This window comes from Flavobacterium stagni, assembly GCF_004122105.1.
GTDB classification, from domain to species: Bacteria; Bacteroidota; Bacteroidia; order Flavobacteriales; family Flavobacteriaceae; genus Flavobacterium; species Flavobacterium stagni.
Genome location: NZ_SBKN01000007.1, coordinates 106731 through 128767, shown reverse-complemented (window position 1 = coordinate 128767; position 22037 = coordinate 106731). Strand labels below are relative to the sequence as shown.

General features: G+C 39.6%; 24 protein-coding genes. 16 read left to right on the top strand and 8 right to left on the bottom strand.

Annotated elements, in window-relative coordinates:
• The first annotated feature begins 9 nt into the window (after positions 1 to 9).
• From EQG61_RS11690 to EQG61_RS11650, 9 genes are all read left to right on the top strand, one after another.
• Complete coding sequence (locus tag EQG61_RS11690; RefSeq protein WP_129462126.1) at positions 10 to 2400, top strand: 3-hydroxyacyl-CoA dehydrogenase/enoyl-CoA hydratase family protein; 2391 nt, start codon at positions 10 to 12, stop codon at positions 2398 to 2400.
• A gap of 79 nt (positions 2401 to 2479) precedes the next feature.
• Positions 2480 to 3661 carry an acetyl-CoA C-acyltransferase gene (locus tag EQG61_RS11685; RefSeq protein WP_129462125.1) on the top strand — a complete coding sequence of 394 codons (1182 nt, stop codon included), beginning with the start codon at positions 2480 to 2482 and terminating at the stop codon, positions 3659 to 3661.
• A 51-nt stretch (positions 3662 to 3712) separates the two neighbouring features.
• Positions 3713 to 4069, top strand: a complete 357-nt coding sequence (locus EQG61_RS11680) for a four helix bundle protein (RefSeq protein WP_129462124.1) — start codon at positions 3713 to 3715, stop codon at positions 4067 to 4069.
• A 38-nt stretch (positions 4070 to 4107) separates the two neighbouring features.
• The gene (locus EQG61_RS11675; RefSeq protein WP_129462123.1) at positions 4108 to 5898 is read left to right on the top strand and encodes an acyl-CoA dehydrogenase family protein; all 1791 of its coding nucleotides are present in this window, start codon (positions 4108 to 4110) and stop codon (positions 5896 to 5898) included.
• A gap of 117 nt (positions 5899 to 6015) precedes the next feature.
• Complete coding sequence (locus tag EQG61_RS11670) at positions 6016 to 6537, top strand: superoxide dismutase family protein (protein WP_129462122.1); 522 nt, start codon at positions 6016 to 6018, stop codon at positions 6535 to 6537.
• A 9-nt stretch (positions 6538 to 6546) separates the two neighbouring features.
• Complete coding sequence (locus EQG61_RS11665; protein WP_129462121.1) at positions 6547 to 7314, top strand: helix-turn-helix transcriptional regulator; 768 nt, start codon at positions 6547 to 6549, stop codon at positions 7312 to 7314.
• A gap of 74 nt (positions 7315 to 7388) precedes the next feature.
• On the top strand, positions 7389 to 7778 hold the full coding sequence (locus EQG61_RS11660) for a DUF1398 domain-containing protein (protein ID WP_129462120.1): 390 nt from the start codon (positions 7389 to 7391) through the stop codon (positions 7776 to 7778).
• A 60-nt stretch (positions 7779 to 7838) separates the two neighbouring features.
• On the top strand, positions 7839 to 8414 hold the full coding sequence (locus EQG61_RS11655) for a YdeI/OmpD-associated family protein (protein WP_129462119.1): 576 nt from the start codon (positions 7839 to 7841) through the stop codon (positions 8412 to 8414).
• 47 nt (positions 8415 to 8461) lie between these two features.
• Positions 8462 to 9658, top strand: coding sequence for an LETM1-related biofilm-associated protein (locus EQG61_RS11650; protein ID WP_129462118.1), 1197 nt, complete (start codon positions 8462 to 8464; stop codon positions 9656 to 9658).
• On the opposite strand, the gene can is transcribed toward EQG61_RS11650, so the two are convergent.
• The 4 genes from can to EQG61_RS11630 form a co-directional block, all read right to left on the bottom strand.
• The gene (gene can / locus EQG61_RS11645) at positions 9655 to 10293 is read right to left on the bottom strand and encodes a carbonate dehydratase (RefSeq protein ID WP_129462117.1); all 639 of its coding nucleotides are present in this window, start codon (positions 10291 to 10293) and stop codon (positions 9655 to 9657) included. The genes EQG61_RS11650 and can overlap by 4 nt on opposite strands.
• A 111-nt stretch (positions 10294 to 10404) precedes the next feature.
• Complete coding sequence (locus EQG61_RS11640) at positions 10405 to 12042, bottom strand: SulP family inorganic anion transporter (RefSeq protein WP_129462116.1); 1638 nt, start codon at positions 12040 to 12042, stop codon at positions 10405 to 10407.
• 57 nt (positions 12043 to 12099) lie between these two features.
• Entirely contained in the window at positions 12100 to 12390 is a 291-nt protein-coding gene (locus tag EQG61_RS11635; protein ID WP_129462115.1) for a hypothetical protein, read from the bottom strand.
• A gap of 58 nt (positions 12391 to 12448) precedes the next feature.
• Entirely contained in the window at positions 12449 to 12928 is a 480-nt protein-coding gene (locus EQG61_RS11630) for a Dps family protein (RefSeq protein WP_129462114.1), read from the bottom strand.
• Positions 12929 to 13075: 147 nt separating this feature from the next.
• Here EQG61_RS11630 and EQG61_RS11625 point away from each other — a divergent pair, with 147 nt between their 5' ends.
• On the top strand, positions 13076 to 14017 hold the full coding sequence (locus tag EQG61_RS11625) for a LysR substrate-binding domain-containing protein (protein WP_129462113.1): 942 nt from the start codon (positions 13076 to 13078) through the stop codon (positions 14015 to 14017).
• 439 nt (positions 14018 to 14456) lie between these two features.
• On the opposite strand, the gene EQG61_RS11615 is transcribed toward EQG61_RS11625, so the two are convergent.
• The 4 genes from EQG61_RS11615 to EQG61_RS11600 all read right to left on the bottom strand — a co-directional run bounded on the left by EQG61_RS11615 (position 14457) and on the right by EQG61_RS11600 (position 16420).
• Positions 14457 to 14654, bottom strand: coding sequence for a hypothetical protein (locus EQG61_RS11615; protein ID WP_129462111.1), 198 nt, complete (start codon positions 14652 to 14654; stop codon positions 14457 to 14459).
• Positions 14655 to 14769: 115 nt separating this feature from the next.
• Positions 14770 to 15432 carry a tRNA (5-methylaminomethyl-2-thiouridine)(34)-methyltransferase MnmD gene (gene mnmD / locus EQG61_RS11610; RefSeq protein WP_129462110.1) on the bottom strand — a complete coding sequence of 221 codons (663 nt, stop codon included), beginning with the start codon at positions 15430 to 15432 and terminating at the stop codon, positions 14770 to 14772.
• A complete protein-coding gene (locus EQG61_RS11605; RefSeq protein WP_129462109.1) occupies positions 15432 to 15902 on the bottom strand; it encodes a hypothetical protein in 471 nt (156 codons plus the stop codon). The genes mnmD and EQG61_RS11605 overlap by 1 nt, the downstream gene beginning before the upstream one ends.
• A 2-nt stretch (positions 15903 to 15904) precedes the next feature.
• On the bottom strand, positions 15905 to 16420 hold the full coding sequence (locus tag EQG61_RS11600) for a DUF4920 domain-containing protein (RefSeq protein WP_129462108.1): 516 nt from the start codon (positions 16418 to 16420) through the stop codon (positions 15905 to 15907).
• 226 nt (positions 16421 to 16646) lie between these two features.
• On the opposite strand from EQG61_RS11600, the gene EQG61_RS11595 reads away from it, so the two are divergent.
• From EQG61_RS11595 to EQG61_RS11570, 6 genes are all read left to right on the top strand, one after another.
• Positions 16647 to 17714 carry a branched-chain amino acid aminotransferase gene (locus EQG61_RS11595; protein ID WP_129462172.1) on the top strand — a complete coding sequence of 356 codons (1068 nt, stop codon included), beginning with the start codon at positions 16647 to 16649 and terminating at the stop codon, positions 17712 to 17714.
• Between the two features lie 265 nt (positions 17715 to 17979).
• On the top strand, positions 17980 to 18441 hold the full coding sequence (locus EQG61_RS11590) for a hypothetical protein (protein ID WP_129462107.1): 462 nt from the start codon (positions 17980 to 17982) through the stop codon (positions 18439 to 18441).
• A gap of 40 nt (positions 18442 to 18481) precedes the next feature.
• The gene (locus EQG61_RS11585; protein ID WP_129462106.1) at positions 18482 to 19108 is read left to right on the top strand and encodes a hypothetical protein; all 627 of its coding nucleotides are present in this window, start codon (positions 18482 to 18484) and stop codon (positions 19106 to 19108) included.
• A gap of 9 nt (positions 19109 to 19117) precedes the next feature.
• The gene (locus tag EQG61_RS11580) at positions 19118 to 19705 is read left to right on the top strand and encodes a hypothetical protein (protein ID WP_129462105.1); all 588 of its coding nucleotides are present in this window, start codon (positions 19118 to 19120) and stop codon (positions 19703 to 19705) included.
• 104 nt (positions 19706 to 19809) lie between these two features.
• A complete protein-coding gene (locus tag EQG61_RS11575; protein WP_129462104.1) occupies positions 19810 to 21435 on the top strand; it encodes a DKNYY domain-containing protein in 1626 nt (541 codons plus the stop codon).
• 38 nt (positions 21436 to 21473) lie between these two features.
• On the top strand, positions 21474 to 22004 hold the full coding sequence (locus EQG61_RS11570; protein ID WP_129462103.1) for a hypothetical protein: 531 nt from the start codon (positions 21474 to 21476) through the stop codon (positions 22002 to 22004).
• Positions 22005 to 22037 lie beyond the last annotated feature (33 nt).

Here is a 22037-nt window from a genome sequence, read left to right as displayed (position 1 = left end):
AGCACCTCTATGAAACGTATTATTAAAAAAGTGGCTGTCGTGGGATCCGGAATTATGGGATCGGGCATTGCCTGCCATTTTGCGAACATCGGACTTGAAGTTTTGCTCTTGGACATTGCGCCCAATGCACTCACGCCGATGGAAGAGAAAAAAGGATTAACACTCGAACACAAAGCAGTACGAAACCGTATTGTCAATGACCATTTGGCGAATGCCTTGAAATCCAACCCCTCCCCGATTTACAGTCAGAAGTTTGCTTCCCGCATCACAACGGGAAATACCACCGACGACATGGCCAAAATCGCTACTTGTGATTGGGTTATCGAAGTAGTTGTCGAACGCCTTGACATCAAGAAATTGGTATTCGAACAAATCGACAAATACCGTAAACCGGGTACTTTGGTGACTTCCAACACGTCTGGGATTCCGATTCACTTTATGAGTGAAGGACGTAGTGCCGACTTCCAAGCGCATTTCTGTGGTACCCACTTTTTCAACCCTGCACGTTACTTGAAATTGTTTGAAGTTATTCCCGGACCGCAAACGAGTCCGGAGGTGATTGACTTCTTATTTGAATACGGTTCTAAATTTCTTGGAAAAACCTCGGTCATCGCCAAAGATACGCCTGCCTTCATCGGGAATCGTATCGGTATTTTCGGCATCATGAGTTTGTTCCACCAAGTTAAAGAATTGGGTTTGACCATCGAAGAAGTGGACAAATTAACTGGTCCCGTGATTGGTCGCCCGAAATCGGCTACTTTCCGTACGGTGGATGTGGTCGGACTTGACACTTTGGTTCATGTAGCCAATGGATTGTACGACAACTGTCCGAACGATGAAGCACACGATTTGTTCCAATTACCCGAGTTCATTCAGAAAATGATGGAAAACCAGTGGTTGGGCAGCAAAACTAAGCAAGGTTTTTATAAAAAAGAAGGCAAAGACATTCTTTCATTGGATTTGGATACCCTTGAATACCGTCCAAATAAAAAAGCATCGTTTGCCACGTTGGAACTGACCAAAACCATTGATAAACCGATCGATCGTTTTAAAGTTTTGGTGAAAGGTAAAGACAAAGCCGGCGATTTCTACCGCAAGAATTTTGCCGCCATGTTTGCCTACGTATCAAACCGCATTCCCGAAATCTCTGACGAGTTATACAAAATTGACGATGCCATGAAAGCCGGTTTCGGTTGGGAAAATGGTCCGTTCGAAATTTGGGATGCCATCGGAGTAGCGAAGGCAATTGAAATCATGCAAAACGAAGGCTACCAACCCGCCGCTTGGGTCAACGAAATGATTGCTTCGGGTTCGACTTCATTTTACACCGTAAAAAATGGGGCAACCTATTTCTATGATAGTGCTTCAAAATCCTACATCAAAAAACCAGGCCAAGAAAGCTTTATCATCCTCGATAATATTCGCGAAACTCAAAAAGTGTGGGGCAACAGCGATTGCACGCTCTTCCATTTGGGTGACGGGATTTTGAACTTAGAATTCCACTCCAAAATGAATACCATTGGCGGTGGCGTTTTAACCGGAATCAACAAAGCCATCGATTTAGCCGAAAAAGAATACAACGGATTAGTGATTGGTAACCAAGGTGCTAATTTCTCAGTGGGTGCCAACATCGGAATGATTTTTATGATGGCGGTGGAACAAGAATACGACGAATTGAATATGGCTATCAAACTGTTCCAAAACACAATGATGCGTTGCCGCTATTCTTCTATTCCTGTTGTTGTGGCGCCACATGGCATGACCTTGGGAGGTGGATGTGAAATGACTTTACACGCTGACCGTGTCGTCGCTGCTGCAGAAACCTACATCGGATTGGTAGAATTTGGCGTTGGGGTAATCCCTGGTGGTGGAGGATCCAAAGAAATGACCTTGCGTGCTGCCGACCTATTCCGTAAAAACGATGTGGAATTGAATGTGTTACAAGAGTATTTCTTAACCATTGGGATGGCAAAAGTGGCGACTTCGGCCTACGAAGCTTTCGACCTCGGCATTTTACAAAAAGGAAAAGATATCGTGGTAGTGAACCGCGATCGACAAATTGCTACGGCAAAACAAATTGCGTTGCAAATGGCCGAGCAAGGCTATACCCAACCGGTAGAACGCAAAGACATAAAAGTGCTCGGAAAACAAGCGCTTGGAATGTTCTTGGTGGGCACCGATCAAATGGTGGCCGGTCAGTACATTTCGGAACACGACCGCAAAATTGCGAATAAACTGGCCTACGTAATGGCTGGTGGGGACTTATCGGAACCAACTTTGGTTTCTGAACAGTATTTATTGGATATCGAACGGGAAGCGTTCTTGAGTTTGTGTACCGAACGCAAGACGTTAGAACGTATTCAGTTTATGTTGACCAAAGGAAAACCACTACGTAATTAATAATTTAAATGTTGAATTTTAAATTATAAATGTCTTTTATAAATCATTTAAAATTTAAAATTCAAAATTCTCACTAATAATGAAGACAGCTTATATCGTAAAAGGATACCGCACCGCAGTAGGGAAAGCCCCGAAAGGTGTATTCCGATTCAAACGTCCGGATGAATTGGCAGCGGAAACCATAGAATATTTAATGCAACAATTACCCGATTTTGACCGTTCCCGCATCGATGATGTGATGGTAGGTAATGCCATGCCCGAAGCAGAACAAGGTCTCAACATGGGTCGATTAATTTCCTTAATGGGATTAAAAGTGACCGATGTTCCTGGGGTAACCGTGAACCGGTATTGCGCCTCGGGTGTCGAAACCATTAGTATGGCGGTAGCCAAAATTCAGAGTGGCATGGCCGACTGTATCATCGCGGGTGGTGCTGAAAGCATGAGCTACATTCCGATGGGCGGGTACAAACCTACTCCCGATTACAAAGTGGCAGCTGCTGGACATGAAGATTATTACTGGGGCATGGGACTCACCGCTGAAGCCGTAGCGAAGCAGTTCAACGTTTCCCGCGAAGACCAAGATGCTTTTGCGTATGCTTCGCACCAAAAAGCGATCAAAGCCCAACAAGAAGGTCGTTTTGCCAATCAAATTGTGCCCATTACCGTTGAACATACTTTTATCAACGAAGCAGGTAAAAAAGAAACCAAAAATTATACGGTAACTCAGGATGAAGGTCCGAGAGCCGATACCAATCTTGAAGCGTTGGCCAAATTACGTCCTGTATTTGCCGCAGACGGAAGTGTAACCGCAGGTAATGCTTCTCAAATGAGTGATGGTGCTGCTTTTGTGATGATTATGAGCGAAGCCTTGGTGAAAGAACTCAACCTAGAGCCTATCGCTCGCATGGTGAGTTATGCGGCAGCAGGGGTCGAACCCCGAATTATGGGTATCGGTCCGGTGAAAGCGATTCCGAAAGCCTTACAACAAGCAGGATTGCAATTAAAAGACATCGACCTGATTGAATTAAACGAAGCTTTTGCCTCCCAATCTTTAGCGGTAATACGCGAATTGGACATCAATCCAGAAATCGTGAATGTCAACGGTGGTGCGATTGCTTTGGGTCACCCACTGGGTTGTACCGGCGCCAAACTTTCGGTCCAACTCTTTGACGAAATGAAACAACGCGGCAGTAAATACGGTATTGTTTCGATGTGTGTAGGAACGGGACAAGGCGCAGCGGGAATCTATGAGTTGTTGTAAATTTTGAATTATAAATTTTGAATGTAAGCCATATATAAATGAAATCAAGCCATGAAAGAAAATTTAATCGCCACAAAGACCTTTTCCTTTGCTTTGTTAATGATTGATTTGTTTTTAGAATTAAAAAAAGAAAATGAATTTATTCTGTCAAAACAAATCATTCGTTCAGGAACGAGCATTGGAGCCAATGTTGAAGAAGCTATTGCTGCACAATCAAAAAGAGATTTTATAAGTAAAATCAGTATTGCAGCTAAAGAAGCTAGAGAAACTAAGTACTGGTTGCGTTTAATTCATGAATCTAAAATTTCAAAATTAAATGTGAGTCAACCACTTGAAGAAATAGAACATATAATAAATATTCTGACAAAGATTGTCAAAACAAGTATACAATCGGAGTCCAAAACTTAAAATTTAAAATATAGAATTTAAAATATAAAAATCATATCATGGCAGATATTACAAGAGGCGGCCAATTCCTCGTAAAAGAAACCCTTTGTGAAAACATCTTTACGCCGGAAGATTTTTCAGATGAACAAGTAATGATGCGTGATTCTGTAAAAGAATTCGTAGACAAAGAAATTTGGGCGAATAAAGTTCGCTTCGAACAAAAAGACTATGCTTTCACCGAAGAAGTGATGCGCAAAGCGGGAGAAATGGGCTTTTTGAGTGTGGCGGTTCCAGCGGAATACGGCGGACTCGGAATGGGATTTGTTGATACCTGTTTGGTATGTGACTACATCTCAGGAGCGACCGGTTCGTTTTCTACTGCTTTTGGTGCGCATACCGGAATTGGTACGATGCCGATTACCTTGTATGGAACTGACGAACAAAAGAAAAAGTATGTGCCAAAATTGGCTTCTGGCGAATGGTTTGGTGCGTATTGTTTGACCGAACCGGGTGCTGGTTCCGATGCGAATTCTGGAAAAACCAAAGCGGAATTAACAGCAGATGGTAAGCATTACAAAATTACAGGTCAAAAAATGTGGATTTCCAATGCCGGATTTTGCTCCCTTTTCATCGTGTTTGCACGCATTGAAGACGACAAAAACATCACTGGATTTATTGTAGAAAACGACCCGAATAACGGAATTTCGTTAGGAGAAGAAGAACACAAATTAGGGATTCGCTCCTCCTCTACCCGTCAGGTATTTTTCAACGAGACCTTAGTGCCCGTTGAAAACATGTTGGCCGGTCGTGGCGAAGGATTCAAAATCGCCATGAATGCCTTGAATGTGGGTCGTATCAAATTGGCAGCTGCTTGTTTGGATGCACAACGTCGTTTGGCTAATAATGCGGTAGGGTATGCCAACGAACGTTTCCAGTTCAATGTTCCGATTGCTTCCTTTGGAGCGATTCGTCAAAAGTTAGCCAACATGGCGACTTCTGCCTTTGCGGGAGAAAGTGCGACGTATCGCGCAGCGCATGACATCCAAAACCGTATTGCCATTCGCGAAAGCGAAGGTGCTACACATCAAGAAGCCGAATTAAAAGGCGTAGAAGAATTTGCAATTGAATGTTCGATTCTTAAAGTAGCCGTTTCCGAAGATGCCCAAAATTGTGCTGACGAAGGTATCCAAGTCTATGGCGGGATGGGCTTCTCAGAAGACACACCGATGGAAAGTGCTTGGCGTGATGCCCGTATTGCCCGTATTTACGAGGGAACCAACGAAATTAACCGCATGCTTTCAGTGGGCATGTTAATCAAAAAAGCCATGAAAGGTCATGTGGATTTGATTACACCTGCCATGAAAGTGCAAGAAGAATTAATGGGCATTCCATCGTTTGACACCCCTGATTATTCAGAATTGTTTAGTGAAGAAAAGGAAATTATTGGCAAATTGAAAAAAGCCTTTTTGATGGTGGCGGGTGCGGCTGTTCAAAAATATGGTCCGGATTTAGAAAAACACCAACAATTGTTGATGGCAGCTTCGGATATGTTAATCGAAATCTATATGTCGGAAAGTACTGTTTTACGTGTAGAAAAAATGGCAAAGAAAAATGGTGCGGAAAGTTGTAAAGAGCAAATTGCCATGGCCCAATTGTATTTATACAATGCCGTTGACACAGTGTACACCAAAGGAAAAGAAGGCATTATTTCATTTGCTGAAGGCGATGAACAACGCATGATGTTAATGGGCTTACGCCGTTTTACCAAATATACCAATATGCCTAATGTAGTGGCTTTACGCGAAACTATTGCGGAAAAACTCATTGCAGAAAATGGCTATTGTTTCTAATTTTTAGTTACGTTTAATTGTTTGAAAACCGTCTTCTTAGGAGGACGGTTTTCTTTTTAACCGAATTTTTAGAATAGGAAAAATTAGAAAACTGTATCTTTGGTAAAAATGATTCGTATGAAAAAAGTAATTCTTACCGCAGCGCTACTAACCGCAATTATCGTCGCTTGTAAGTCAGTCAACACCCCCGAAAACAGTGTGAAAATTACCCTCGAACCCAAGAGTAACAGTCAGGTGAACGGTACCGCTACGTTTACGGAGAAAAAAGGAGTAGTTACTTTGGAAGCAAAAATCACCGGTCTCAAACCAGGCGTGCATGCGATTCATATTCATGAAAAAGCCGATTGTTCTGCGGGTGATGCAACATCAGCGGGTGGACATTGGAATCCGACGCATGTGAAACACGGAAAATGGGGCGATGCCGAACACCATAAAGGCGATATTGGCAATTTTACAGCGAATGACAAAGGAGAAGCAACGGTAACTTTTTCTACCGATCAGTGGTGCATTGGTTGTGCTGATCCCAATAAAGATGTTTTGAACAAAGGTTTGATTGTTCACGACAAAGCCGATGATTTTGTGACTCAACCCACAGGAAATGCAGGCGGTCGCGTAGCTTGTGCCGGAATTATAAAGTAAATTGTCCGAATGAAGTTTGAACAACATCTCCCTTCCGAATTGTTGCGAAACTACATAAGTCATTACATCATAGCGGAAAACATTACACCCCAAATTTATAAAGTTTTCCCCTCACAGGGTTTGGTGATTGGTTTTCAATATTTGGGAAAATTAATAAAAATTACACCTAATGGGTCTATTCCTTTGCACTCTAGTGGAGTCACTGGAATTACTGATTCGTTTTTAGAATTTCAAAATGCAGAAAATACGGGTACTGTTTTGGTGTATTTTACTGAAATCGGATTTACCCATTTTTGTTCGACACCTGCTCACGAATTGTTTAATCAAAGTGTTGGCCTAGAATTGCTGTTTGATCGCAGGCAAGTGGAAGAATTGGAGGAAAAGTTGAGCAACTGTTTTGCCGACTCCCAACGTATTCGTCATGTTGATCAGTTCTTTAAAAACCAACTCAAACAAGTGGTAACCGACCGATTAATAGTAGAAGCCGTTCGACAAATCTATGCTTCCAAAGGAGCAATTCGTATCCAAGAATTAATTCAACATTTAGGCATCAGTCAAAGTCCGTTTGAAAAAAGATTCCGAAAAATGGTGGGGACTTCACCTAAAAAATTTGCCTCAATTGTGCGCTTTAATACGGTTTTAAACAGTCTAGATTCTGAAAAAAGCCTGACCGATATCTGCTTTGAGAATCATTTCTTTGACCAAGCCCATTTTATCAAAGATTTCAAACGTTTTACAGGTGACACACCTGAGCAATTTAAAAACAATAGTAAATAAAAACGATTTTTTACAATGACAAGGTAAATATATACCACAACTTTGCCCTATTATTAATCGTAAAAATTTAAAATATGTTTACTATTGCACAAATCAAAGAAGCACATAGCAAAGTAAAATCAGGCGCCGATTTCCCCAAATTCATTGCAGAAATAAAACAACTAGGGGTAACTTATTATGAAGCCTTCGTATCCGATGGTCATATCGATTACTATGGCGCCAATGACTATAAAACTTCGGCACCAGCAAAATATGAACCCATTGCTGTTGCGCCAACATCAGACAAAGTACAATTTGAAACCGATTTACGAGCCCACCAACTAGGCAAAACCGATTATCCGCAATTCTGCTTGGATTGTGCCCACGCTGGAGTTGAAAAATGGGCTGTTTGTTTTGAGGCTATGACATGCACCTACTTTGATAGCAAAGGAACAATTATATTGGTTGAAGAAATACCTGCATGATTTTTTTAAAATTAAAGCTGATCGACCCCTTGCTTTTTTGAAAAAAATGTACTTTTAATTATGGAAGAAAAAGACCACTATTATTTTGCAACAGCAGAAGCATGGCGCGATTGGCTCGAAAAAAATCACGACAAGGAAACTCGGGCTTATCTCATTTTCTACAAAGTCAGTAGTCCCCAACCTAGCATGCGATGGGAAGAAGCCGTGAAAGTGGCCATTTGTTATGGTTGGATTGATTCAACGGTAAAGAAAATGGACGAGGAACGCCGTCGCCAATTGTTTACCCCTCGCAAAGTCAAAAGTGTGTGGAGTAAGTTGAATAAATCGTACATCGAAGAATTAGAGGCACAAGATCTACTACATGAAAGTGGTAAAAAAATCATCGCTTTAGCCAAAGAAAACGGCAGTTGGGAATCCTTGGATGCAGTGGAAAATTTAGAAATTCCTGCCGACTTAAAAGCTGCTTTTGCAGCAAATGAGAAAGCGCATTCGCATTTCACGCAATTCAGTAAAACTTACCGCAAAGGCTATTTGTACTGGCTCAATCAGGCCAAAAGACCAGAAACCCGAGAAAACCGAATTGCAGAAATCGTGCGTTTATGTGAACAGAACATTAAATCACGGGGCAACTTCTAAATTTACTCGCGGAAAACTGTACTTTTACATTATTCAATAATGGCACCATGATAAACCCGTCTGCGCACGGCTGGATTGATAAATTTCTCATTGAACGCACAAAGACCAGTGCGATAGGTTCTTTTGACCCTATTTCGTGGTATGAAAATCTTCGTTTCAGTGGGTTTATTTATGGACATTGTATCCAAATTTCAGGAATTCATCATGAAGAATTGAGTCAATGGGATTCTGAGGAAATTTCGAAGGTCGCCTTACTCAATGCATTGTATGAGCTCTACTTTTCAACTGTAAATAATCCTGATACGACTGATTTTACTCAAAAAGCGCTCGGATTTTACAAAGAAATGTCACCCAGTGGTTTTGGGGATTTATTGCAAAAAATACTCCCCGCGAATGCCAGTCAGAAACTTGAAGATTATATTGACGGGCGCGTGCAAACCAACAAAGACATATTACGGAAGAACTTTTCCCACATCATCACCAATGCGTTACTTTTTATCGATGTCTTGGCCTTTGAACATTATTTACAAAAAGGAAAACTACCAGAAAAGTACTTAAAACGGTTTGAAGAAACCTTAATGGGTTTGGTTTCATTGGTATTACAGGTCAAAACCCAAAAATCAGCTCACGATGATTTATTGATTAAATTGTTTGAAGCCTCGGTGCGTTATACCCAATTTTCAAAGGTAAAAATAACGTCCTTGGACCAATTGGCGTTGGAATCGTTTACCCAACCCATGGAAGCGTTGTATTTATTGGATATTGCCACACTTTCGTTGTGGAGTGACGGTCAAATGGACAATGAAGAACGCTATTTTTTATTTGCGTTGGGCGAATATTTGGGTATTGCTGAAACGGTTACAGAAAAAGCAATTGACTTCACAGATGCGTTTATCAGTACCCATAAAAAGGACATTCACTACTTTAATTATTCCCATCCTGTAAAACATTTTTACGACCAAACGACGCAAAGTGTCATTTTCCTTATCAAAAGAAATAAAAAACGACTGACGCAGGAAATTCGAGAAAGTAAAGAATTGATGCAATTGTTGGCGAAATCTACCCAAAGGGATTTAGATGCGGAAGAAAAAAAGAAAGTAAAAAAACAGTTACTAGACATCTGCAAAAGCGTACCGTCGCTCACTATTTTTCTACTTCCAGGGGGAAGTTTACTATTACCAATCCTAATTAAATTTATTCCCCAGTTATTGCCGTCGGCTTTCAATGAAAACCTAGATGATTAGAATTTTAAGCGGTAGACTTCATCCAAATCTGCATTTGACGTTAGGTTGACATCCAAATCAGTTACATAGCCCGAATTCAATCCATAGACCCATCCGTGTAGCGTTAAGTTTTGACCATTTCGCCAAGCCCCTTGTACGATTGATGTTTTGGCCAAATCAAACACTTGTTCTTGCACATTGATTTCTACAAATTTATTGAAACGTTCTTCTTGGTCTTCAATACTATTTAAATAGTCCTCGTGCAAACGGTACACGTCTTTGATATGGCGAATCCAGTTGTCAATTAAACCAATTGATTGATTGCCCATAGACGCCAAAACACCGCCACAACCGTAGTGACCACATACAATAACATGTTTCACTTTCAAAACGTTAACGGCGTAGTCTAACACGCTTAGCATGTTCATATCACTATGGATTACCATGTTGGCAATGTTACGGTGAACAAATACCTCGCCAGGTTTGGCACCAATAATTTCGTTGGCGGGTACACGACTATCCGAGCACCCAATCCATAATAATGGAGGTTGTTGTCCTTTGGATAAATCTTTAAAATAATCTTGATCGATTGCTAATTGGTCCTCGACCCATTTCTTGTTGTTGTCTAAAATTTTTTTGTAAAAATCGTCGCTCATGTTGTCAATTTTTAGAGAGTGTTAAGTGTGTATGTAAATGTAGCGTTTCACTAAATGCTATTCACCAATCGAATAAATGAAAATAATTTATGAATAATATAAAATAAGCTGCTACTCTTCCTGTTTTGTGATGGGTTCCATGCGTCGGCGTTGAACATTATATTTCTGCTCAATTTTTACTGAAGTTGTCTGTGTGTTTTCCAAATCATACGCATCTTTGAATCCGATAAGTTGGACACTTATTTCTTTTTCAACCGACTTAATTTCATAAAATTCACGGATTAAATCTTGTACATCGTGCGCAATATAAACGGTGTTTGAAGCATCAATAATGACTTGTGAACCTTTGGGCAAGTTATTCAACGTATTTTTGATGGCCATTTTATTTAAAAAAGAAACTTCTTGTGCCAAGTCAATATGTATTACATCGCCTTCTTTATAATTAACTGCACGAAATACATAGGCTTGTTTCATATTTCCCCAAAGAATAAAGAGAATATTGATGATCAAACCCAAGGCTACTCCTTTCAATAAATCGGTAAAAACTACACCTAAAAATGTCGCTACAAAAGGAATATATTGAAAAATACCGCGCTTATAGAAATGCCAAAACATTCTGGGATTGGCCAATTTATAGCCAACTAATAATAGTACCGCAGCCAAAGTGGCTTTGGGAATCATATTAAGGTATTTTGGAATGATAACCGCACATAATAATAATAAAATCCCATGAATGATGGCCGACATTTTAGTTCTAGCTCCTGAAGCCGCATTAGCTGAAGTGCGCACTACTACCGATGTCATTGGCAATCCTCCGATCAATCCACTCAAGATATTTCCAATGCCTTGTGCTTTTAATTCTAAATTGGTGTTAGTGTATCGCTTATAAATATCCATCCGATCGGCAGCTTCTATACACAACAACGTCTCTATTGAAGCTACGACAGCTATCGTGAATGCTATTACCCATAATTTAGAATTTCCTAACTGACTAAAATCAGGGGTTTTAAAGGTCGTTTTCCACGCTTCTATAGAATCAGGTACGGGTAATTGTACTAAATGATCGCCTGAAATCGCCAAACTAGACCCATCTTGCGTCCAAAAAACATTAATAACTATTCCAAAGAGTACAGCAACTAAAGCGGGTGGGATAAATTTAAATTTTTGTAGTGGTTTAATTTTAGGCCAAAGCGTAAGAAGAAGCAATGAAATTAGCGCTATAGCTATTGCACCAAAATGCACGTGATTGAATACGGCAAATAATTCACTTAATGTATTTTGTCCATCACTCTGAACAAACGCTTCATCCCCTTCAAAATCAGGATCATAACCAACAGCGTGGGGTATTTGTTTCAAAAATATAATCACACCAATTCCAGCCAGCATCCCTTCTATAACATTGTTGGGGAAATAATTCGAAATCGTTCCTGCCTTAATAAATCCCAATACCAATTGAATACAGCCTGCTAAAACTACCGTAGTTAGAAATAGTTCAAAGGTTCCTAACTCTGATATTGCTGAAAGGACAATGGCTGTTAGACCGGCTGCCGGTCCCGAAACGCTCAAATGTGAATTACTTAATAAACCCACAACAATTCCCCCTATAACTCCAGAAATTATACCGGAGAATAATGGAGCGCCACTGGCTAATGCAATTCCTAAACACAAAGGAAGTGCGACAAGAAATACAACTAATCCTGATGAAAAATCAGTTTTTAGATGGGATAAAATGGTGGATGTTTTTGACATACCTCAATAAAAAAATGGTTAATACAGGTTGGTTTGGAAAAAAATTCCATGGGTGTATTAGACCATTTCGGGAGGTGGCAAAAAGATTTCATCAGCGACATTATCATGCCGTTGTTGATTTTCAATTAAAAGTAGTAGTGCCTTTTCTTCAGTGGTAAATTCGAATTGAGACAAATTGTTTTCTTTTACATCCAAAGAAAAAACAGTAAAACAAATCACATCATCTTCTTCTTCCGAAAAATTATAAAATTGGGAAACGTCTGCTTTCTTTTCAATCAACTTCACCACAGTGGGGGTTGAAAGAAAGGCGACAAAAAGAAATAATAAAAGTAGCGTTAAACGTTTCACAAAAACAAAAATAGCCAATCTTTTGACATAAGAAAGGCTATTTTGTATTTAATGCGAATTATATTTCTTGTTCGGCCCAAGCGCTTAACATCCAAATCGTCTTTTCTTGTTCGGCAATAAAATCACTCATCATACTGTTGGTACCTTCATCTTCAATATCCGCCGCTTGTTTTAAAATAACTCGTTCAATTTTTAACAAAAGAGGCAAACATTCCAAAATCAAATGTATGGCTTGTTCGTCTTTGGAAACCTCATGTCCTACCGGCAAACGATTATTTTTTACATACGCTTCAAAAGTGTGCAAAGGTGTTCCTCCCAAGGTTAAAATGCGCTCTGCAATCAAGTCTACTTTCAACTGACTGTCGTTGTATAACTCTTCAAATTTTAGATGCAAATCAAAAAAACGTTTGCCGCGAATATTCCAATGCAAGCCACGTAAATTTTGATAATACACTTGAAAATTCGCCAATAAAATATTCAATTCGGCAACTAATATTTCGGTCTCTTTTTTGGGTAAACCCAAACTATTTAATTTCATGTTGTTGTTATTTAAAGATAAATGTTACTATTCCTAAAGGTAGCTTTTAAACTTCTTTATCAAGGCCAAAATTATCTTAAAAAAGAAAGGAAATAACTATAAAATAAATTGATAGTTTTTATATTTGCATCAAAATTTACTATTCAGATGACCATTACCCAATTACAATATGTACTCGCTGTTGCCGAACATAAAAACTTCACATTAGCGGCAGAAAAATGTTTTGTGACCCAACCTACTTTGAGTATGCAAATTCAAAAAATTGAAGACGAATTGGGTATTCTCATTTTTGATCGCAGTAAAAAGCCTATCCAACTCACGGAAATCGGGCAAAAAATTGTCAATCAAGCCAAAAATATTGTCAATGAAGCTGATCGCATTCAGGACATTGTCGATCAACAAAAAGGGTTTGTGGGAGGCGAATTTCGATTAGGGATTATCCCCACCATCATGCCTACGCTCCTTCCTATGTTTTTGAATAATTTCATCAAAAAATATCCGAAAGTCAAATTGGTGATTGAAGAACTCAACACGGAAGATATCATCTTCAAATTGAATAACGGTCATTTGGATGCCGCCATTGCAGCCACTCCTTTGAACGAAGAAAAAATCAAAGAAATTGTTTTGTATTTCGAACCTTTTGTGGCCTACATTCCCGAAGGGCACAATCATTTCAACAAAAAAGAAATTGAAATCAGTGACCTTAATTTAGACGAAATACTTTTGCTACAGGACGGACATTGTTTCCGGGACAATGTGTTGAATTTATGCAAACGTTCGGATAATGCAGAAGCTGCACGCTTTCAATTGGAAAGTGGTAGTTTTGAAACTTTAATCAAACTTGCGGATGAAGGTTTAGGCACTACATTGCTTCCCTACTTGCACACTCTTGATTTAAAAGAAACAGATAAGGTCAAATTACGTCATTTCACCGAACCCAAACCGGCGCGCGAAGTGAGTTTAATTTATCCAAAAAACGAACTCAAAATCCATATCATTGATGCCTTACGCAGCACGATTGCAGGCGTGGTAAAAGGAGCCATCGTTTTTCAAAACGTACAAATTGTGAGTCCGAAACCGGTAAAATAAAAAAGGAGTCTTAACAGACTCCCTTATGATCACTTTGTAATTCTGATATGCATTGCCTCAATTCCGGTCGGTTGTCGGTATAGAATACCAACCACTTTTGTAATAATTCCATTTCATAAGGCAAGAGGTTACTCACCGCCTTTTTCAACTTTCTTCTGAAACGATCAGGGCTGAGGCTTACACGCTCCAATTCTGATTTCGTGTAATCGTAAATCAATCTGGGCATAGCATTTTAGATTTAAGGTTAAGTTTATGATAGATTGGGTGATGTAAATGTAAGTGGTTAGTTTTAAACTACCAAATGTTTTTTTAAAAAAATATCGTTTAAAAGTATATAATATCGATGTAATGCATTATTTCTTACAATTAAAGGCTTTTTTCCTACTAAAATAATATTCTTGTGTAAGAAAAAAGGGAGCCGTTTAAGCTCCCTTTAGTTTTATGTATTAATACTCCGTACACAATGTCTTAGTTCCGGTTTTTCTTCCGTAAATTGAAGGACCCATTGGGTGAGTTCTTCCACTTCGTAAGGTAAAAGTACCCGAACTGCTTTTTCCAATTCTTTACAAAAAAGAACGGCATCAAAACTTACGCGCTCCAATACCGATTTGGTAAATTCGTAAATAGCTCTTGGCATAGTCTTACAAGTTTTTTGTGGTTAGACTTCAAGTAGTTTTGGGATAAGAACGTCACGGTTAGAATTAATCGTATTTCAAAAATAGTATTTTTTTATTACCGTTTATCGATTTAACTTATTTTTTAAATGCTCTTAACATTTCGCGCTTTCCAGGAGCTCCCGGTAATTTTTCGACTTCAAAGCCTACTTCCAACATGGCCTTTTTAATGGAAGTCCGACACGCATAGGTCACCAGTACGCCGCCTTTTCGAAGTGCAGTATACATCTTTTGAAAAATAGCCACATCCCACAATTCAGGTTGGACTCGAAAACCAAAGGCATCAAAATAGACCAAATCAAAACGGTCGACATCAGCAATGTCTTGAAAAAATTGTTGGCGCTTCGTTAAAGTAAAATGTTCCGAGACTTTACCCGCTTTCTCCCACTCCATCGCATGCATTTGTTCAAAAATAAACTGCTGTTCCAATGCTTGCAACGCCGAAGGATAATTCATTAAAGCGGCTTCTTCAGGCAGTACGGGATAGGCTTCCACTCCTACATAATCAATCGTTTGTTGGCGTTTTTGGTGTTCGATCCATGTGATGAAAGCGTTGAGTCCGGTGCCAAAGCCAATCTCTAAAACAGCAACGGACTTCCCGTCAAATAACGAAAGTCCGCTGTGTATAAAAACGTGATAGGCTTCTTGTACAGCTCCGTGTTTGGAATGATAACTCTCCTCCCATTCGGGTAAATGAATGGTGGTCGAACCGTCACCGGTTTGTACAATTTCGCGTTTCACTATTTGATATATAATTTTTTAATCCGAACTAAAGGTCCGCCACACTTCTGTTCATGGCATTGTACACAAGCATCAATGCCCGCATTAAAATGTTCCTTCGCATTTTTGGAATCCTTGTACAAAAGCTGTTGGGCTTCAATATACGCTTTGGCTCTTGCTTTAAAAAACGCATCATTCTCTGAAGGATCGGTCATCTCAGCCGTATGGATTTTCAAATAATGGTCGGGAAAACTCCCCACCGCCTCGCCTTTGATAATTCGCTCGCGCAAACGCTTGTTATCCACATACATTTGCTCCATTAACGCCGCCATTTCGGTCATCTCATACATTTCAAAACCGTCAGCATCTTTGGTCACTTTAGGTTTTGCACAAGCTTCTTTTTTGGGAGCTTCCTTTTTAACGGTTTCTTCTTTCTTTTGACAAGAAAAAAGAGTACTTATAGTGATAAAAACTAATAAACGTAATTTCATCCTTATTTTTTCAAATAAACACCCGTAGCAGTGAAGGCATAGGTAATTTCAGGCTTGGTGATTTTAGCAATTTCTTCTTTGGATTTGCCACCGTCTTTTGCATAATGCTTTTGTTCTTCAACGGAAACCACATCCACAAAGGCTTTCCCTTTTACAATGGCTTCTGAATTATCGGCATTTAAGGGTACAAAAAATCCGTAGTCTTGAAAACGTACAAACGATTCTTCTTTTCCTCCCAAATCCAAACGCATCCAACAGCCTTTCTTTTTACAAACAGAATTGATTTTCGATTTAAAAACAACAGTTAACGTATCGCCTTTTTTCAATCCTTTGTATTTTTTCAACATTTGCTTTTCGGTCAACACATTTTTCATTTCAAATTTGTCGCCAAAAAGTTTATAATCATCTGCATTATAGGCCGATTGTGCCTTTTTAGCTTTCTTTTGTTTTTCTTGTGCTGAAATGGAAACGCCTACAATCAACAAGGCTGCTACCAACAGAATTCCTATTTTTTTCATGGTTAAAATGTTTAATTGGATACAAAGTTATCATCTTATCGAAAATAGACTCTATTTCTGCCCTTTTTTTTGATTAATTTAAACAGAATCAAAATTATAGTCGCAATCCGCAACATATTCCGCGTAGGCTATGCCAACTTATCCTTTTTTTTACTAGCTTAGCCGAAAACCAAAACAACACACCAACTGCTTATTATCCCCTTTAAAATGGGGCCAAATGATTACGATGAATACAGAAAACACACCCGAGATTGACATTATAAAAGCGTCCCAATCAAAAATTTCCCAAGTAGATTTTGACAATCTTACTTTTGGCAATACTTTCACCGATCACATGTTGGTTTGTGATTTCAAAGAAGGGCAATGGCAAAAACCCGTAATTAAACCCTACGAACCTTTTCTAATAGATCCTTCTGCCAAGGTTTTCCATTACGGACAAGCCATTTTTGAAGGCATGAAAGCCTATCGTGATGCCAACAATCAAGTATGGTTGTTCCGTCCCGATCAAAATATGGATCGCTTTAATAAATCGGCTACCCGATTGGCCATGCCTGAGGTACCTAAGGATATTTTTATTGGCGGACTTAAACAATTGGTGGCTTTGGAAGAACAGTGGGTTAAAGGCGGTAAAGGGAATTCCTTGTACATCCGTCCGTTTATGATTGCCGTTGGATCTGGAGTTATCGCCCAACCTTCCACACAATACCGTTTTATGATTATTCTATCGCCTGCAAAATCGTATTATTCTGGTGAAGTAAAGGTGATTATCGCCGAACATTACAGTCGGGCAGCCAACGGCGGTATTGGTGCGGCCAAAGCAGCCGGAAACTATTCTGCTCAATTCTATCCCACTAAATTGGCCAACGAACAAGGGTTCCAACAAATCATTTGGACCGATGACGCTACGCATACTAAATTGGAAGAAGCGGGAACCATGAATGTGTTTTTCCGTATCAACGATACCCTCATAACAGCTCCAACCAGTGAACGAATTCTGGACGGTGTAACCCGTAAATCCCTATTGGATATCGCACAAAAAGAAGGAATCCAAGTGGATGTACGTTCGCTAACCGTGGACGAACTCGTGAAAGCGGCGCAAGACGGTAGTTTAAAAGAAATGTTTGGTGCCGGTACAGCCGCAGTCGTGAGTCCGATCAAAGGCTTCCAATACCAAGAACATTATTATGAATTGACTCCACAGGACCAACCCATGGCGTTATTTTTAAAAGAAAAATTAACCAACATCCAATACAAACTCGAAGACGACCCGTTTGGATGGACCGTTCATGTATAATCACAAGCAGCTTCGGCTGCTTTTTTTATGGAGCATTGTGGCATTTCTATCAAATGAGGATCTACTTCCAATTAAAGATTGCTGCGCAGTTTATAAACACAAAACTGATCATTGATTACTGATTACTGATTACTGATCACTGATCACTGATTACTGATTACTGAAAAATGATCACTACTTTGCTCAGTGGCATAGCGGCTCAGCCTCTTAGCAGCTTCTCCATACTTTTCGTACAAAAAATGCGTTATACCAAAAACCAACCGTTATGCGCACTTTTGTATTTGTTTTTACTTTCTTATTGACCCAACTTCTTTTTAGTCAAGCCGATATCCGCGAACCCGGTGACCGCATTGATATGGTGATGGAATTAACGCACCCGAATACCCAACTCGAACTCCGGTTTGAAATGAATAAAGCTAAGGTTATTGAAAAGAAAATGGTGCTGGTGACTTTTTTAAAAAATACAAAAGTGACACAAATCCAATTGCTTTTTGAGGATAAATCGGTAGTGAAATTAACTGCATGGAATTTTATTCACCTGGAAGGAACCATCAAAGACACCCAACAATACGCCTTAGAAATTAAAATCACACCCGATTTACAAAACACGCTTTTAACCAAAGATTTAGAAGCCATTCAATTGGACAAACTTAGTATTCCCATCACGTACAATCCCAAAGAGGACAATTTAAGAGCCTTTATGAATGAATTAAAAAGTTTTGATTAGCGAGAATTCGTATTTTTACGCGTCCAATAATCATTTACTTTTGAAAAAAATAGTCCTCCTTGCAACACTAAGTGTGCTCTTGAGTTGCCAATCCAAAACCCAAGAATCCGTTGCAGAAACAACGACTTCGGTTACCGATTCATTAGCGAATCAACCTGTACTTTCTCCTGAGGCTTTCAACAAGCAACTCCTATCAGGCGGTTTCTTAAACTATGCGGAAATCAAAAAACCTGTAAAGGAGAGCGAACTCAATATTTACGACGAGAATACCAACAAATATGCGTTCGTCGATGCCGAAGCGTTGACCGAATTTGATTTTAAATTTTTCAATACCCAAATTAAACGCATGCTGGCCAAACGAAATATCCAAATTTCAGTGGCCCCTGCACCCGACGCTGAGAAAAGTTTTTCTGTTTTAATTCAAAATGAAAAAATCCCATTATATACAGCAGAAGAATTAAAAGGCGGCACGTATTGGACCACTGGCCCTAAGGTTTTTTTCAAGAAAATCAATTCCCTTTTGACAGCTAAAAATTGCAACGAGCAGTTTTACCTCCTGTATGAAGGCACCAATGATTTGTCGGTTTTCTTGTTGACGCCTACCGAACAAGCTAGTTTTCAGCAGATTTATAAAAATGATCCCCGAGAAATTCCGCAACTCCCTTAATTGAAGCACATGGAAAATACAACCGAATACCTGGAAATTTACCACGAACTCAGAACCGGTGCCAAAGCCTTTCTTCAACACGAACAAACCAAAGACGGTAGTATCATTGAAGGACTAGAAATTTATGATAAATATTCGGAACAACAAGAACATTTCAACACCATCAGCTTGATTTTTATGGCAGAAAATGCGGCTACCGAAGAGAAACCGCTACGCGACACCATGTTGCATGCCATCACTGCCATCATCGGTTCGAAATACCAAAAAGAGCAGCTCGAATTCCTTGAAAAAATCATCCGCACTGAAAAAACACCCCGAGGGAACCATGCCTTGGATTATTATTTGCGTTTGGGGGCTTATAACGAAGAATTACGTTCACATATCATCGATTTTGTGGTGGAATGGTACACGACTTTTTCTAGTGAACAACTCAATTTGACGGCCTTTTACCTCCATGAAACTTTCCCTAAAACTCAAGAATATTTTTCACTTTTCTTGACAATTCTCAACTACCACAAAGGATATGCTCCCGATAAAGTAGAAAATCCGATGGGCTACCTCGAACCCGAAATTAAACCTTGGTGGAAGTTTTGGTAACCGTTAAATTTAGATTTTAGAGATTAGAGTTTAGTCCCGAAACTTCGGGAAAAATTTTTAAGTAGTAATCCAACCTTTTCCTCACTTTTGTCCTCTTTCATTGTATGAGATCCTTATTTATACTATTCGTTTTCTTGATGGGAAGTTGGGCAAAGGCACAAACTGGGGATACCCTCCAAATCGCTACACAAGATACTGCACTCACTGCTTTTTCTGGTCGGGGCTTGGTGAGTCCGCGGTTTATCATCCAACCCAATCGTGTAGTCTATCAAAAAGATGCAACAACATCTCTAGTGCTAACCGCCAATCCGAAAACATTTCGCCTTTCGAACAGAGATTACACGCGTCGATTTGGTTTAGATGACCAAGGCGTTTACTTTGACGGCCAATTTGTTCCCGTAGATACCACAGGATTTCAAGTAATTGGAGAACGCCACGATCCCGAATACAAAGCACCCACAAAATACTATTGGAAGACCCGCGATCACTTGTTTATGGACACCCAAGAAATTACAGGTGTCGATGTGGCCAGTTTTAAAATGTTGTATTCCAGTGCCGATCGATATACTTTAGATAAAGATCAAGTGTTTTACCTTGGAAAAAAACTACCGAATGTAGCACCTGCATCGGTTATTTACCTTAATGAGGCACGGATTACTGACGGGAAAATAATTTATGAAATGGGAGAACCGTTGCGCTACAAAGGGGAAACAATAACCTATGTGAACAATTATCTCGGTAAAACAAAGTCGGTTGTCCTTAACCTTCAAACTCTCCAACCCATTCCTACGATGGATGCCGTTTCCATGCAATCCCTTTCAAAATCATATGCAATGGACCATAAAAACATGTACTACGGCATTACCAAAACCAACATACCCCGCACCGCACGTAAGTACATCAAAATATGGGAAACCGGTAATTATCATTGGATTAAAGTGGGGACAAAAATGTATTTAGGGGGCTTACTTTGTGAATTTTCTCTCGATGCGGCAAGCTTTGGCACAATTCCCCATTCTGATTATTATTACGATAAAAAAGGGATTTATTACCGTAAATGGGATGAACAACTTCAAAAAGTAATCCAATGCAAAATTCCTTTTCATTATACGATTTCGGTTAATGATAAAACAGTGGCTTTGGCTTATGCTTCACGCTTTTTGGCCTACAGTAATCAAGTCTATGATATTCTTGAAAATAAAGTGTATACAAATGTAGCTCCTGAACAACTTGCGCTTGTTAAAAACGGTACCCAACAAATCGCTCCAATTAACGGGAAATTATATCCCTGCAAAATCTATGATTACAAATTGGTGGAAGCCATGGGGGCTATCTATTGGGGCGACCAAATCACACAAGTCGATGCAGCAAGTTTTCGAATGGGCTATCCTTATTGCTCTGACAAATTTCATACCTATATGTACAACCGCAACCATGGATTAAAAGTTGTTGAAAATGTACCGCAACTCGTTTACGAAAAGTACCAACCCTACGCTACCGATACCGAATATGTGTACCTCAACAACACCCGAACTATCAAAAAAGAGGGCGTCGTTTTACATGCCATCTATGAAGGCTATCGACCCGGTTGTGGCTTGGATAAACATCCGTCGTCCGACTTTTATCTTTTTGAAAACAAAGAAGGGTTTTGGTGTATTCAAGTTTCGCAAACCGTTACTTATAATTTTATTGGAAAAACACTTCCGGTTCGTACTTCGGATAAACCGTAATTATTCGTAACTTCACCCGTATAAAAAAACTCCTTACAATGAAACGAATTGTCCTTGCCTTAATCACCCTTTTGATTGCCACTTCGTGTAAAAAATCAGCGACTACTGAACCTACGGGTGATTTGCCTTTTTTTAAATTTGACCAGGTCGAACATTACACTGTTCCCTACACCAAAGCGGCTTTAGACAGTATCATTGGTAAAGAAGACAAAACCCGAATGGAACAAGGTTTGTTGCAAATTGTCACCGGAAATATCCCCGTGTCGACTAAAGATACCTTATTCATTAAAAACATGGAAATCTTAGGATACCAAAAGGAAATTTTAGATCCTAAATTATATCCCGAAATCGAACATTTATTCTCCAAACGCGATCCCTCAAAACCCATCCAACCCACCTGCCAATCGGGGTATACCGATGTGTTGGTCTTTCGTGAAAAAGGAAAGTTTATCGGTTCTGCGAAAATTAGTTTCGATTGCCAACGCCACCAAATGATTGGCGAACGCTATAACGACGCCGATTTTGGACAGTCGGGTGAATATGAAGCGTTGAAAAAGTTGTTGAAGTAGCTGCTGAGAGACTGAGTTGCTGAGCTTCTGAGT